Origin of the sequence: Plantactinospora endophytica (assembly GCF_016862915.1) — a bacterium.
Classification (GTDB): Bacteria; Actinomycetota; Actinomycetes; order Mycobacteriales; family Micromonosporaceae; genus Plantactinospora; species Plantactinospora endophytica.
In genome coordinates this window covers 70,375-83,915 of sequence record NZ_BONW01000002.1, presented here as the reverse complement: position 1 = coordinate 83,915, position 13,541 = coordinate 70,375, and the positions used below count along the sequence as shown (strand labels likewise).

Annotated in this window: 12 protein-coding genes; 4 read left to right on the top strand and 8 right to left on the bottom strand. The window is 72.3% G+C overall.

Translation table 11 applies throughout. The features are described 5' to 3' along the window. Nucleotides 1–38 precede the first annotated feature (38 nt). Together Pen02_RS03300 and Pen02_RS03295 are read left to right on the top strand one after the other, a co-directional pair. A complete protein-coding gene (locus Pen02_RS03300; protein ID WP_203864411.1) occupies nt 39–761 on the top strand; it encodes a Maf family protein in 723 nt (240 codons plus the stop codon). Nucleotides 762–805: 44 nt separating this feature from the next. Then, the gene (locus tag Pen02_RS03295) at nt 806–1,459 is read left to right on the top strand and encodes an O-methyltransferase (RefSeq protein WP_203864410.1); all 654 of its coding nucleotides are present in this window, start codon (nt 806–808) and stop codon (nt 1,457–1,459) included. A 114-nt stretch (nt 1,460–1,573) separates the two neighbouring features. On the opposite strand, the gene Pen02_RS03290 is transcribed toward Pen02_RS03295, so the two are convergent. The 3 genes from Pen02_RS03290 to Pen02_RS03280 all read right to left on the bottom strand — a co-directional run bounded on the left by Pen02_RS03290 (nt 1,574) and on the right by Pen02_RS03280 (nt 4,224). Then, nucleotides 1,574–2,329: an ABC transporter permease gene (locus Pen02_RS03290; RefSeq protein WP_203864409.1), complete on the bottom strand. Its 756-nt coding sequence runs from the start codon at nt 2,327–2,329 to the stop codon at nt 1,574–1,576. A gap of 35 nt (nt 2,330–2,364) precedes the next feature. Continuing rightward, a complete protein-coding gene (locus Pen02_RS03285; RefSeq protein ID WP_203864408.1) occupies nt 2,365–3,324 on the bottom strand; it encodes an ATP-binding cassette domain-containing protein in 960 nt (319 codons plus the stop codon). 138 nt (nt 3,325–3,462) lie between these two features. Then, nucleotides 3,463–4,224 carry a PadR family transcriptional regulator gene (locus tag Pen02_RS03280; protein WP_239139999.1) on the bottom strand — a complete coding sequence of 254 codons (762 nt, stop codon included), beginning with the start codon at nt 4,222–4,224 and terminating at the stop codon, nt 3,463–3,465. A gap of 181 nt (nt 4,225–4,405) precedes the next feature. Here Pen02_RS03280 and Pen02_RS03275 point away from each other — a divergent pair, with 181 nt between their 5' ends. Together Pen02_RS03275 and Pen02_RS03270 are read left to right on the top strand one after the other, a co-directional pair. Further along, nucleotides 4,406–6,181, top strand: coding sequence for an acetyl/propionyl/methylcrotonyl-CoA carboxylase subunit alpha (locus Pen02_RS03275; protein WP_203864407.1), 1,776 nt, complete (start codon nt 4,406–4,408; stop codon nt 6,179–6,181). A 146-nt stretch (nt 6,182–6,327) separates the two neighbouring features. Beyond that, nucleotides 6,328–7,767: a GuaB1 family IMP dehydrogenase-related protein gene (locus Pen02_RS03270; protein ID WP_203864406.1), complete on the top strand. Its 1,440-nt coding sequence runs from the start codon at nt 6,328–6,330 to the stop codon at nt 7,765–7,767. 88 nt (nt 7,768–7,855) lie between these two features. Here the strand turns inward: Pen02_RS03270 and Pen02_RS03265 are convergent, their stop codons facing one another. The 5 genes from Pen02_RS03265 to Pen02_RS03245 form a co-directional block, all read right to left on the bottom strand. Next, a complete protein-coding gene (locus tag Pen02_RS03265) occupies nt 7,856–8,452 on the bottom strand; it encodes a TetR/AcrR family transcriptional regulator (protein ID WP_203864405.1) in 597 nt (198 codons plus the stop codon). A 76-nt stretch (nt 8,453–8,528) separates the two neighbouring features. Further along, nucleotides 8,529–9,740: a threonine--tRNA ligase gene (gene thrS / locus Pen02_RS03260; RefSeq protein ID WP_203864404.1), complete on the bottom strand. Its 1,212-nt coding sequence runs from the start codon at nt 9,738–9,740 to the stop codon at nt 8,529–8,531. A 312-nt stretch (nt 9,741–10,052) separates the two neighbouring features. Next, on the bottom strand, nt 10,053–10,916 hold the full coding sequence (locus Pen02_RS03255) for a transglutaminase family protein (protein WP_239139997.1): 864 nt from the start codon (nt 10,914–10,916) through the stop codon (nt 10,053–10,055). A 40-nt stretch (nt 10,917–10,956) separates the two neighbouring features. Then, nucleotides 10,957–11,910 carry an alpha-E domain-containing protein gene (locus Pen02_RS03250; RefSeq protein ID WP_203864403.1) on the bottom strand — a complete coding sequence of 318 codons (954 nt, stop codon included), beginning with the start codon at nt 11,908–11,910 and terminating at the stop codon, nt 10,957–10,959. Then, a complete protein-coding gene (locus tag Pen02_RS03245) occupies nt 11,904–13,529 on the bottom strand; it encodes a circularly permuted type 2 ATP-grasp protein (RefSeq protein WP_203864402.1) in 1,626 nt (541 codons plus the stop codon). Before Pen02_RS03245 ends, Pen02_RS03250 begins: the two co-directional genes overlap by 7 nt. Nucleotides 13,530–13,541 lie beyond the last annotated feature (12 nt).

Below are 13,541 nucleotides of genomic sequence, written 5' to 3'. Positions count from 1 at the left end.
GTAGGTTGTCAGCTCCGGGCCGGGTAGCGTTGGCCGCCGTGCGTACGACAAATCGGCTACGCCTGGTACTCGCCTCGGCGAGCCCGGCCCGACGCAAGCTCCTACATGCCGCCGGCATCGAGCCGGAGGTGCTGGTCAGCGGCGTCGACGAGTCGCAGGTGGACCCCTCGACCCCGGAGGCGCTGAGCCTCACACTGGCCCAGTTGAAGGCACGGACAGTAGCCGAGCGGCTGCGCCAGGACCGCTCCAGCAGCGCTGACGCCAGCACATTCAGCGGCAGTAGCGGTGGCAGCCTCGGCGACGCCGAACCACACCCGGTCGATGGACGGACGCTCGTGCTCGGCTGCGACTCGGTGCTCGCGTTCGACGGCGAGATTCTCGGCAAGCCGGCCGACGCGGACGAGGCGGTCCGCCGCTGGCAGGCAATGCGCGGCAAGAGCGGCGTACTGCACACCGGGCACTGCCTGATCGACCTGTCGACCGGACGCGAGGTGGCCCGGGTCGCCGCCACCGCTGTGTACTTCGCGGAGATCACCGACGACGAGATCGTCGCGTACGTGGCGACGGGTGAGCCGTTGCAGGTGGCGGGCGCGTTCACCATCGACGGGCTGGGCGGCCCGTTCGTCGACCGGGTCGACGGGGATCCCGGTACCGTGATCGGGCTCTCCCTCCCACTCTTCCGCAACCTGCTCGGCGAACTCGACCTGCGGATCACCGATCTCTGGTCCGACGGGGGTACGGCGCCCGCCGGCCCACACTGACGAACCGGTACCCGCCGCCGACAATTGTGGAATAGCGTCGAGCCGTGCCGACGAAATCAATTCCGCTCACCGCAGACCTGCACGCGTACGTCCTGGCGCACGGCTCGCCGCCGGACGAGCTGACCCGGGAACTGATCGACGAGACCGTGTCCCTGCTGCCGGCCGACGCCGGTATGCAGATCGCTCCGGAGCAGGCCGGACTGCTCACCTTCCTGACCCGCCTGGTGAACGCCCGGCAGGCGGTCGAGGTCGGCACCTTCACCGGGCTCTCGTCGTTGGCGATCGCCCGTGGCCTGCCCGACGACGGCCGGTTGACGTGCTTCGACATCTCGGAGGAGTACACGGCGGTCGCCCGCCGCTACTGGGCGCGGGCCGGGGTCGAGGACCGGATCGAGCTGCGGATCGGCCCCGCCGCCGACACGCTGCGCGCCCTGCCGACGGAGCCGTACCTCGACTTCGTCTTCATCGACGCCGACAAGCCGGGCTACCTGACCTATTGGGCCGAGTTGGTGCCGAGGATGCGTACGGGTGGGCTGATCGTGGTGGACAACGTGCTTCGGGGTGGCCGGATTCTGGCCCCGCAGACCGTCGCCGACCAGGCGATCGCCGAGTTCAACGAGGCAGTGCTGACGGACGGGCGGGTCGAGTTGGTGATGCTGCCGATCGCCGACGGCCTGACCCTGGCCCGCCGCCGCTGATCGGCACCGGCACCGGGAACCGCACGACATCGACCCGACCAGGCAACGGGTGGAGCCGGCGAGAAACCCGACTCCACCCGTACCCGTCGAGCAGCCCGTACCCGATGGGTAGCGTCAGCGGACGCTGCGGGCGAACTCTCGTGCGGCCCAGACCACGGCGAGCGCCGTGATCACCGCCATCACCGACAGGCCCTGCCAGACCGCGTCGTTGCCGAGGTCGCCGGCGAAGAGCGCCCGGGCGCCGTCGACCGCCCAGGAGAACGGGTTCCAGTCGGCGATCCCCTGCAACCAGCCGGGCGCGAAGTTCAGCGGCAGCAGGATGCCGGAGAGCAGCAGGACCGGTTGGGCGATCGTGTTCATCAGCGGCGCCAGCGCGTCCTCGCTCTTCACCACCAGTGCGATCCCGTACGACAGGGCCGAGGTCATCAGTGCGATCAGGGCCAGCATCAGGTATGCCAGTAGCAGGTCCCCGATGAACACCGAGAGCCCGAAGGCCAGCGCCAGCAGGGTGATGATGATCGCCTGGGCGATCAGCGACACCACGTCGCGCAGCGACCGGCCGAGCAGCAGGGCGAGCCGGCTGACCGGGGTGACCCGGGATCGTTCGATCACCCCGGCGCGCAGCTCGGCGATCAGGCCGAAGCCCTGGAACAGGCCGCCGAAGATGGCGAGCAGCACCAGCAGGCCGGGCACGAAGATCCGGTACGCCTCGGCGTTGCTGGACGCCTGCAACGCGGGCTTGAGCAGCGGGGCGAAGAGCAGCAGGTACATCACCGGCTGGAAGATGCCGACGAAGAGCCAGACGGGCTGGCGGACCAGCAGCAGGAACTGCCGCTGGAAGATCAACCATGTGTCGCGGGCGAATTTCATTCCAGGTCTCCTGTTCGGCGGTACGCGGCGAGCGGTCAGGACTCGCGCAGCGAGCGGCCGGTCTTGGTGAGGAAAACGTCGTCGAGGCTCGGTCGGTGCAGCTCGATCGAGCTGAGCGTGATGCCGGCGGCGTCCAGCGCGCGGAGGATCTGCGGCATGTCCCGGGCGCCGTCGTTGACGTAGAGCCGGAGCCCGCCGTCGTCCGTGGCCTCCAGCCGGGTGACGTAGGGCTCGGTCTCCAGCACCTTGCCGGCGGCCTCCGGGGCCGAACCTTCGATGGCGACCAGCACCACGTCGCCGGAGATCTCCCGCTTCAACTCCGCCGGAGTCCCCTCGGCGACCACCTCGCCGTGGTCCATGATGGCGATCCGGTCGCAGAGCGCGTCCGCCTCGTCCAGGTAGTGCGTGGTGATGAAGACGGTCATCCCCTCGGCGCGCAGCCGGCGGATCTCGTCCCACATGTGCGCCCGGCTCTGCGGGTCGAGGCCGGTGGTCGGCTCGTCCAGGAAGACGATCTTCGGCTCGTGGATGATGCCGAGCGCGATGTCCACCCGGCGACGCTGGCCGCCGGAGTACGTCTTGCACTTGCGGTCGGCGTACTCGGTGAGTTGGAACGCCGCCAGGGCGCGTACGGCCCGCTGCTGCGCCTCGGCCTTGCTGAGGCCGTACATCCGGGCGTGCAGCACCAGTTCCTCGCGGGCGGTCGACTCGTCCCAGGTGCTGCCGCCCTGGGCCACGTAGCCGATCCGGCGCCGCACCTCTCCCGGATTGGTCCGCAGGTCGACACCGGCGATGTTCGCCTCGCCGCCGTCCGGCTCGATGAGTGTGGCGAGCATCCGCAGCGTGGTGGTCTTGCCCGCGCCGTTCGGGCCGAGGAAGCCGAAGATCTCCCCCTCGGCCACCACGAGGTCGACGCCGCGGACCGCGTCGACGGACTTCTTCTCCCTGCCCTGTCGGGAGCGGAACGACTTCCGCAGCCCCTTTGTCTCGATCATGCCTGCTCCTGGTCAGCCGGACCGGCATCCCCACCGGCCCCATCCCCCGGGGCACGCCAGAAGGCGCCCACCGCAAACGCTGCCGGCAGGCTAACGCGATATAACGCATCTAGTCAACGTTGATTATTACGCGTCGACCTACGTTCTCTCACCGTCCACCGTCGGGGACGGCTGCTCCCGGGACGACCGCTCCGGGGACGGCTGATCCGGAGACGACTGATTCGAGGACGGCTGATCCGGAGACGACTGATCCGGGGACGGCCGGTCCGGCGTCGGGCCGCCGTGCCAGGTCGCCTCGGCGACCAGGGTGCCGAACTGCGCCCACGCGGGCTCCTCCGCGTAGTCCTCCGGCAGGTACGGCACCCCGGCGTCGATCAGGTCGGCGATCCGCTCGCACCAGCCGATCTCCCCCTCCGCCCGGGCGATCGACAACTGCCACATCCAACCGACGTGTACCGGCTTGTCGTCCTTCATCCAGCCGGACTCCATCGCCGCCCGCAGGCTGTCGTTGACCGCCCGCAGCAGCCGGGCCCGGTTGCGCAGCGCCGCCGACGCCTCGTCCCGGGGCAGCGCCGGCAGGAAGGAGAAGGCCGCGAAGAACGGGTCGACCACCTCGCCGAGGTTCCACCAGTGTCCCCTGAGCAGGCCCTGGAACTCGTCCTCACCCTTGGACGTGATCCCGTACGTGACCCGGGCCGGGCGGGCGCCGACCTGCTCGGTGGCAACCTCCCGTAACAACCCCTCCTCGGTCAGCTTGCGCAGCGCGTGGTAGATCGAACCGGGCTGGACGTTCGCCCACTTGTCCGCGCTCCAGCTCAGCAGCTCGCGACGTACGTCATAGCCGTGCACCGGTTGCATCCACCGGACCAGGCCGAGAATCATCATTCGGGTGGCTGACACGTGCACAAGCGTAATAACCAAAATTGACTAACTCCAAACGCCGCCCCGTGGCCTGGCCCGCCTTCCGGAACCCGCCGGGCACGAGCGCGGTCGCCGTCGTTGACAATGTCCCTGGCACCGTCGCTGGCAGCCATGCCGGTGACCGCCGATGGTGGGACGCGAACTGAGGAGGAGCAGCCGCGTGCGCAAGGTACTGATCGCCAACCGGGGCGAGATCGCGGTGCGGGTCGCCCGCGCCTGCCGGGACGCCGGATTGGCCAGCGTCGCCGTCTACGCCGACTCCGACCGGGACGCGCTGCACGCCACCCTCGCCGACGAGGCGTACGCGCTCGGCGGCGAGACCGCGACCGAGACGTACCTGCGGATCGACAAGCTGCTCGACGTGGCCGCCCGGTCTGGCGCTGACGCCGTACACCCGGGTTACGGGTTTCTCTCGGAGAACGCGGACTTCGCGGCGGCGGTGATCGACGCCGGCCTGACCTGGATCGGGCCTACGCCGCAGGCGATCCGCGACCTCGGCGACAAGGTCACCGCCCGGCACATCGCGCAGCGGGTCGGCGCTCCCCTGGTGCCCGGCACCCCCGAGCCGGTGAGCGGCCCCGAAGAGGTACTGACCTTCGCGGCCGAACACGGCCTGCCGGTGGCGATCAAGGCGGCGTTCGGCGGCGGCGGCCGTGGCCTGAAGGTGGCCCGGACGTTGAAGGAGATCCCGACGCTGTTCGAGTCAGCCACCCGGGAGGCGCTGGCCGCGTTCGGCCGGGGCGAGTGCTTCGTCGAGCGCTACCTGGACCGGCCCCGGCACGTCGAGGCACAGGTCCTCGCCGACCAGCACGGCAACGTCGTGGTGGTCGGCACCCGGGACTGCTCGCTGCAACGCCGGCACCAGAAACTCGTCGAGGAGGCGCCGGCACCGTTCCTGACCGACGAGCAGCGGGCGCAGATCCACGCCAGCGCGAAGGCGATCTGCCGGGAGGCCGACTACCACGGCGCCGGCACCGTCGAATACCTGGTCGGCGCGGACGGCACCATCTCCTTCCTGGAGGTCAACACCCGGCTCCAGGTGGAGCACCCGGTGACCGAGGAGACCGCCGGCATCGACCTGGTCCGGGAGCAGTTCCGGATCGCGGCCGGCGAGAAGCTCCGGTTCGATGCCGATCCGACCCCGCGCGGGCACTCCATCGAGTTCCGGATCAACGGCGAGGACCCGGGCCGGAACTTCCTGCCGGCGCCGGGGACGGTGACCGCGCTGCGGCTGCCCACCGGTCCCGGCGTACGGGTGGACACCGGGATCGTCGCGGGCGACGTGATCGGCGGGAACTTCGACTCGCTGCTCGCCAAGGTGGTCGTCACCGGGGAGACGCGGACCGAGGCCCTGGAGCGGGCCCGCCGGGCGCTCGACGAGATGGTGGTGGACGGGATGGCCACCGCGCTGCCGTTCCACCGGCTGGTCGTCCGGGACGAGGCGTTCACCGCCGAGCCGTTCGCCGTGCACACCCGGTGGATCGAGACCGAGTTCGACAACACGATCCCGGCGTTCAGCGGTGCCGCGCCGGCCGACGAGCCGGTCGGCGCCCGGGAGACCGTCGTGGTCGAGGTGGCCGGCAAGCGGCTGGAGGTGAGCCTTCCCGCCGGCTTCGGCACGGGTACGGCCACCGCCGCCGGCCCGGTCACGTCGGGTTCCGCCGCCCGGCGCCCGGCCCGGCGCGGCGCCCGGTCCGGCGCGTCCGGCGGTGCCGCCGCCGGTGGCGACGCGCTCACCTCCCCGATGCAGGGCACCATCGTCAAGATCGCGGTTGCCGACGGCGACACCGTCGCCGAGGGGGACCTGGTGGTGGTGATGGAGGCGATGAAGATGGAGCAGCCGCTGCACGCGCACAAGGCCGGCGTGGTGAGCGGACTCGCCGCCGAGGTCGGCGGGGTACTCACCGCCGGGGCGGTCATCTGCGTCATCGGCTGATCGCCCCGTCCCCGGGCCCACCCGGCGGGCCCGCCCGTCGCGTCATCGGCTGATCGCCCCGTTCCCGAGCCGACCCGGCGGTGCCGCCCGTCGCCGGCCGGGCCGACCGGCGGGCCGGGTGGAGCGCGCTGCGGCATGATGACCAGGTGCGGTTCATCACCGGTACCCGGCCCGACCAGGATCTGACCTACAACGACGTCTTCCTGGCCCCGGTCCGCTCGGCCGTGGAGTCCCGGCTCGACGTCGACCTGTCCAGCAGCGACGGGACCGGCACCACGATCCCGCTCGTGGTGTCCAACATGACGGCGGTGGCCGGCCGCCGGATGGCCGAGACGGTGGCCCGGCGCGGTGCGCTCGCCGTACTGCCGCAGGACATCCCGATCGAGGTGGTCGCCGACGTGATCGGCTGGGTCAAGCAGCGGCATCTGGTGCACGACACCGCGATCACCCTCGGCCCGACGGACACCGTCGGCGACGCCATCCACCTGCTGCCGAAGCGGTCGCACGGTGCGGTGGTGGTGGTCGACCCGGACGGGCGGCCGGTCGGCGTGGTGACCGAGGCCGACACCGTCGGGGTGGACCGGTTCGCCCAGTTGCGGCATGTGATGTCCACCGAACTGCACACCGTGCCCGCCGAGGCGGACCCGCGGGCCGGGTTCGACCGGCTGTCCCGGGGGCGCCGCCGGCTCGCTCCGGTGGTCGACGTCGACGGCCGGCTCGTCGGGGTGCTGACCCGCCGGGGCGCGCTGCGGGCCACCCTGTACCGGCCGGCGCTGGACGGCAAGGGTCGGCTGCGGATCGCCGCCGCGATCGGCATCAACGGCGACGTCGCCGGAAAGGCCGGCGCGCTCTTCGAGGCCGGGGTGGACACCCTGGTGGTGGACACCGCGCACGGCCACCAGGAGCGGATGCTGCGGGCGTTGCGGGCGGTCCGCGCGCTCGACCCGCCGGTACCGGTCGCCGCCGGCAACGTGGTGACCGCCGAGGGCGTACGGGACCTGGTGGCGGCGGGGGCGGACATCGTCAAGGTCGGTGTCGGGCCGGGGGCGATGTGCACCACCCGGATGATGACCGGGGTGGGCCGGCCGCAGTTCTCGGCGGTACTCGACTGTGCCGCCGCCGCCCGCGAACTGGGCCGACACGTCTGGGCCGACGGCGGGGTACGCCATCCGCGCGACGTCGCCCTCGCCCTGGCCGCCGGGGCGTCCAACGTGATGATCGGCACCTGGTTCGCCGGCACGTACGAGTCGCCGGGCGATCTCTACACCGACGCCGACGGCCGGCGCTACAAGGAGAGTTTCGGGATGGCCTCGGCGCGGGCGGTGAGTGCGCGTACCGCCGAGGACAGCCCGTACGACCAGGCCCGGAAGGCGGTCTTCGAGGAGGGCATCTCCAGCGCGCGGATGTACCTGGACCCGGCCCGACCGGGCGTGGAGGACCTGGTCGACGAGATCGTGGCCGGGGTACGCAGCGCCTGCACCTACGCCGGTGCCGCCGATCTCGCCGAGTTCCACGCCAACGCGCTGGTCGGGGTGCAGAGCGCCGCCGGCTACACCGAGGGAATGCCGCTGCCCACCAACTGGTGACCCGCCCGAGCCCCCGTACGCCCCGCCCGGCGGCGCGCGGTGACCTTCTTCTCCGGGATGTGCGCGCCCGTCCGACGGGGCGTAGGGCTCAACCGGGTTGGGCGAAGAGGAGCCGGATGACGCTGCGTGCGGCGGCCTCCGGGTCGTCGCCGACCTGGTCGGCGGGGAGCGCTCCGCCGAGCCAGAGGGTGGCGAAGCCGTGCACGATCGACCAGGCGGCCAGGCCGGCCTGCGCGGCCTCGTCGCCGACGGGTGCCGCCGGCAGCCCGGCCACCCCGGCCCGGAGCGCCGCGTAGGCCCGCTGCTGGGCGGCGGTGAGCCCGGCGTCGTCCCGGTGGAAGAGTTCCGGCCGGAACATCACCTCGAAGTGGGCCCGGTGGCGCACGGCGAACATCACGTAGCCGACCCCGAGTTCGAGCAGGTCTCCGCCGGACCTGTCGTGCACCCCGGCCAGCGTGTCGGCCAGCATCTCGAAGCCCTCGGCGGCGAACGCGGTGAGCAGCCCGGCCTTGTCGCCGAAGTGGTGCGCCGGGGCGGCGTGCGACACCCCGGCGCGCCGGGCCAGGTCGCGCAGGCTGAGCGCGGCCGGGCCGGACTCCTCGATCGCGGTCGCGGCGGCGGCCAGCAACGCCCGCCGTAGGTCTCCGTGGTGGTACGGCCGCCCGGCGGCACTTCCGTCGCTCATCCCACCAGCATATCTTGCCATCGACAAGATGTGCCTTCCGGCCGCGCCGACTCAGAGCCCTCCCGGCCGCGCCGACTCAGGGTAGGAGTTCCGCCGACCGGCCGGCCACCACCCCGTTCACCAGAGCCAACGCGTCCGGTACCGCCATCGGGTCGAGGCCCCGGCCGTCCCGCAGTCGCAACGCCACCTGCCCCGCCGCCACCTCTCGGGCACCCAGCACCGCCGCGTACGGCACCCGGCGCTGGGCGGCCTCCCGGATCCGGGCACCGAGCGAGCCGTCGACCACCAGCTCCGCCCGCAGCCCGGCCAGTACGCAGGCCCGGCGAAACTCCTCGGCCGCCGCCACCTGCTCCGGGCCGACCGGCAGCACCCGTACCTGGACCGGGGCGTACCAGGCCGGGAAGGCTCCGGCGTGCACCTCGATCAGGTACGCGAACAGCCGCTCCATGCTGCCGACCAGGCTCCGGTGCACCATCACCGGCCGGCCCCGCCGGCCCCGGCTGTCGGCGTAGGAGAGGTCGAACCGGGCCGGCTTGTCGAAGTCGAGCTGGATGGTGGAGAGGGTCGACTCCCGACCGGCCGCGTCCCGTACCTGGATGTCGATCTTCGGCCCGTAGAACGCCGCCTCCCCGGGCGCCTCGACGTACGGCAGTCCGGACAGCGCCGCCCGGAGCAGGTCCTCGGCGTGCCGCCACTGCTCGTCGTCGCCGACGTACTTCTCGCCCGGTCCACGCAGCGACAGCCGGAACCCCGCCGGGCGTACCCCGAGCGCGGCGTGCGCCACCCTGATCAGCTCCAGCACCTCGGCGACCTCGGCGCCGACCTGCTCCGGCAGGCAGAAGTTGTGCGCGTCGTTGAGCGAGATCGCGCGTACCCGGCTCAGCCCGCCGAGCACCCCGGACCGCTCCGGCCGGTACATCCCGCCGAGTTCGGCGATCCGCAGCGGCAGTTCCCGGTAGGACCGCCCCCGGGCCCGGTAGACCAGGGCGTGGTGCGGGCAGAGCGCCGGGCGCAGCACGAACTCGTCGTCCGGCGACAGCCGCAGCACCGGGAACATGTCGTCGGCGAAGTAGCCGAGATGTCCGGACAGCTCGAACAGCTCCCGTTTGCCCAGCGGCGGCGAGTAGACGTGCTGGTAGCCGGCCCGGCGCTCCAGCTCGCGGACGTACTCCTCGACGCTGTGCCGGGCGGCGGCGCCGGCCGGCAGCCAGACCGGCAGGCCGGCCCCGGACAGCGGATCGGCGTGGAACAGCTCCAGCTCGCGGCCGAGCCTGCGGTGGTCGTCCATCTTTCTCTCCCAGATCGGTACGAGGCCCGGCGGCGGCTCCGGCCGGGGCGGCGCCGATCTGGTGGGTACGACGAAGCCCCGGAGCGGATCGCCCCGGGGCCAGTCGACGAAGAATTCTTCTGCGTCAGCGCGGCACGCCGGGATGTCCCGGCGTCGTCGTCTCCCGCATCGCGCTGTGCATGACGGCCACGCTACCGCCGCCCGACGCGACCCCGCAGCCCATTTCCGCCCGGCCCCGCAGCCCTGGCCCCCGCCGCAACCCGGCCCCGCCGCAGCCGGCTCCGCTGCCCGGCTCCGCACCGGGGGCGCGGCTCAGCGCAGCCGGGTGATGGTCACCTCGACGCCCTGCCCGGTGTTGGCCGGGCCCGCGTAGACGCCCTTCAACGGCGGCACGTCCCCGTACTCCCGACCTCGGCCGACCACCACGTGCCGCTCGCCGACCGGTACCCCGTTGGTGGGGTCGAAGGCGGTCCACCGGCCGACCCACCACTCGACCCAGGCGTGGCTCTGCCCGACGACACTGTCCCCGATCGCGGCGTCCGGGGCCGGGTGCAGGTAGCCGGAGACGTACCGGGCCGGGATGCCGACGGTACGCAGCAGCCCCACCACCAGGTGGCTGATGTCCTGGCACACCCCCTTGCGCTGCCGCCACGCCTGTACGGCGTCGGTCTGCACGCCGGTGGCGCCGGAGGCGTACTCGACCTCGTCCCTGACCTGTTCGCAGAGCGCCATCGCGGCGGCGTGCGGGGTCGGCTGGGCGTCCCGGACGGACTCGGCCAACCCGGTCAGCTCCTCGTCCAGCGCGGTACGCGGGGTCGGCAGCAGCAGTTCGTACCAGCGGTCCAGGCTCTCCGGCCCGCGCAGCTCGGCCCAGCCGATCCCGTCGTTGGTCGCCAACTGGTCGCCCGGACCCAGCGTCTCCACAGTGGAGATCGCGGTGACCTGCAACGAGTCGTGTGCCGTGTGCACGTCGAAGGCGGTCACCACGGTCCCCCAGTAGTCCTCGTACCGGTAGGTCCGGGCCGACGGCCACACCTCCACCCGCGCCTCCAGCACCGCCTGGCGGGCCTCGTTGCGCGGCGACATCCGCGCCTCGTTGTAGGACGAGGCGACGTTGCCGGCGTAGGTGAATCCGGTCTGATGCCTGATCTTCAACCGCCAACTGCCCACCGTCACCGCCGCCCTCTCCGTCCCTGATCCCGCCGGGCCGCCTCGGTCATGCGACCGCCTCCGGCAGCCAGGCCACCGCCGACGTCTGCCGGAAGTAGCGGCGGGAGACCGCGTCGTTCACCTGTGAGCAGGTCCGTTCCAGTCCGGCCAGCACCACGGCGAGGTCGCCGATCAGCTCGTCGGCGGCCCGGAACTCCAGCCCGGTACGGGCCCGGCCGATGATCCGCTGCGCGTCGGTGGAGACCCCCGTCCGGCCGGACTGCCCCGGCCCGCCCGACGGTTCCAGCTCGCTCAGGCACGCCTCCGCCCGGGAGAGCGCGGCGAAGACCGAACGCGGGAACAGCCGGTCGAGCAGCAGGAACTCGGCGGCGTACCGGTCGTCGAGCGAGCCACGGTAGGTGCGCAGGAACGTCTCCCAGGCGCCGCAGGAGCGCAGCAGGGTCAGCCAGGACGGGATGCTGCCGCCGGCGCGTACGTGCGTGGAGAGCAGCCGGGCGGTCATGTCGACCCGTTCGACGCTGCGGCCGAGTACCAGGAACAGCCAGCCCTCGTCCCGGCTCATGGTGGCGTCGGTCAGCCCGGCCATCACCGCGCAGCGCTCCCGGACCCACCGGAAGAACGCGTGTACGCCCTGCTGCTCGGCCCGGCGCCGGACCGCCGGCAGGCCGTGCCAGGTCGAGTTGAGGCACTCCCACATGTCGGCCGAGATCGTCTCCCGGGCGCCCCGGGCGTTCTCCCGGGCGGCGGCCAGCGCACCCACCACCGAACTCGGGTTCTCCTCGTCCAGGCCGAGCACCCCGACCACCCGGGCGGCGGTGACCGGCTGTTCCAGCGGCCCGACGCCCATCACGGTGAGCAGGGAACGGCAGGCGGTCGCCTCGTCCACCCACGGGTCGGCGACCATCCGGTGCAGGTGTACGTCGAGGATCCGCGCGGTGTCCTCGGCCCGCTCGACGTACCGGCCGATCCAGTAGAGCGACTCGGCGATCCGGCTCAGCATCCCGACCACCCCGCCGGTACGCGGACGTCCCGGGCGGACTGTTGCTGCTGTTGCTGCTGCACGCTGACCAGCCCGGCGTCCGGGCCGGGGTCGGGGCTGCGCGGCGCCGGCACCGGGGGCGGCATCGCGAGGTCCGGTTCGGCCGGCTCGATCCCCGAGGTCAGGTCCACCGGGCTGAGCAGGGACGGCGACTCGGCGAGGATCCAGGTGTCCTTGGAGCCGCCGCCCTGGCTGGAGTTGACCACCAGCGCGCCCTCCGGCAGCGCCACCCGGGTCAGCCCGCCCGGCAGCACCGTGACCCGCTGACCGTCGTTGACCGCGAACGGCCGCAGGTCCACGTGCCGGGCCCGCAGCCGGTTCCCGACCAGGGTCGGCACCATGGAGAGCGCCACCTCGCGCTGGGCGATCCAGCCGCGCGGGTCGACGGTGATCCGGTGCCGCAGCTCGGCCAACTCCTCGTCGGTCGCCTGCGAGCCGATCACGATGCCCATTCCGCCGGAGCCGTCGACCGGCTTCAGCACCAGTTCGTCGAGCCGGTCGAGGACGTGGTCGCGGACGTCCGGGTCCTCCAGCCGGTACGTCTCCACATTGGACAGGATCGGCTGCTCGGCGAGGTAGTAGCGGATCAGCTCCGGGACGTACGAGTAGAGCAGTTTGTCGTCCGCGACCCCGTTGCCGACCGCGTTGGCCAGGGTGACCCGGCCGGCCCGGGCCGCGTTGAGCAGCCCGGCCACCCCGAGCACCGAGTCGGCCCGGAAGTGCACCGGATCGAGGAACTCGTCGTCGATCCGGCGGTAGATGACGTCGACCCGCTGCTCGCCCGCGGTGGTACGCATGGCGACCTCGTTACCCACACAGACCAGGTCCCGACCCTCGACCAGCTCGACCCCCATCTCGCGGGCCAGCAGGGCGTGCTCGAAGTAGGCCGAGTTGTGCACGCCGGGGGTCAACACCACCACCGTGGGATCGCCGACCCCGACCGGCGCCGCCGCGCGCAGCGCCCGCAACAACTCCCCCGGGTACGACTCGACCGGTCGGATCCGGGTCGCGGCGAAGACCTCGGGCAGCACGTGCGCCATCGCCCGGCGGTTCTCCATCACGTAGCTGACCCCGGACGGCACCCGGACGTTGTCCTCCAGCACCCGGAAGTCGCCCCGCTCGTCGCGGACCAGGTCGACCCCGGCGACGTGGATGCGTACGCCGTTGTGCGGGACGATGCCGGCCGCCTCCCGGTGGAAGTGCGCGCTGGTCACCACCACCCGACGCGGTACCACACCGTCGGCCAGCACCTGACCGGCGCCGTAGATGTCGGCGAGGAACGCCTCCAGTGCCTTCACCCGCTGGGCGACCCCGGCCTCGACCACCCGCCACTCGCTGGCGGCGATGATCCGGGGCACGATGTCCAGCGGGAACGGCCGCTCGACGCCCTTGAGCGCGAAGGTGATCCCCTGGTCGAGGAAGGCCCGGGCGAGTACGTCCGCCCGGACCCGGAGTTCCACACTGGACAGCGGTTGCAGGGTGGCGTGCAGCGCCTCGTACGCGTCCCGGGGCATGCCCGGGGCGCCGAACATCTCGTCCCAGCCGGGGCCGAGGCGGTAGTCCTCGAACAAGTCCGCCATGGCCTGACGTTA

Coding starts and splice junctions, on each gene's coding strand:
- Pen02_RS03250 (WP_203864403.1), bottom strand. CDS start 11,910: ATGCTGAGCCGGATCGCCGAGTCGCTCTACTGGATCGGCCGGTACGTC.
- thrS (WP_203864404.1), bottom strand. CDS start 9,740: ATGGACGACCACCGCAGGCTCGGCCGCGAGCTGGAGCTGTTCCACGCC.
- Pen02_RS03290 (WP_203864409.1), bottom strand. CDS start 2,329: ATGAAATTCGCCCGCGACACATGGTTGATCTTCCAGCGGCAGTTCCTG.
- Pen02_RS03245 (WP_203864402.1), bottom strand. CDS start 13,529: ATGGCGGACTTGTTCGAGGACTACCGCCTCGGCCCCGGCTGGGACGAG.
- Pen02_RS03285 (WP_203864408.1), bottom strand. CDS start 3,324: ATGATCGAGACAAAGGGGCTGCGGAAGTCGTTCCGCTCCCGACAGGGC.
- Pen02_RS03265 (WP_203864405.1), bottom strand. CDS start 8,452: ATGAGCGACGGAAGTGCCGCCGGGCGGCCGTACCACCACGGAGACCTA.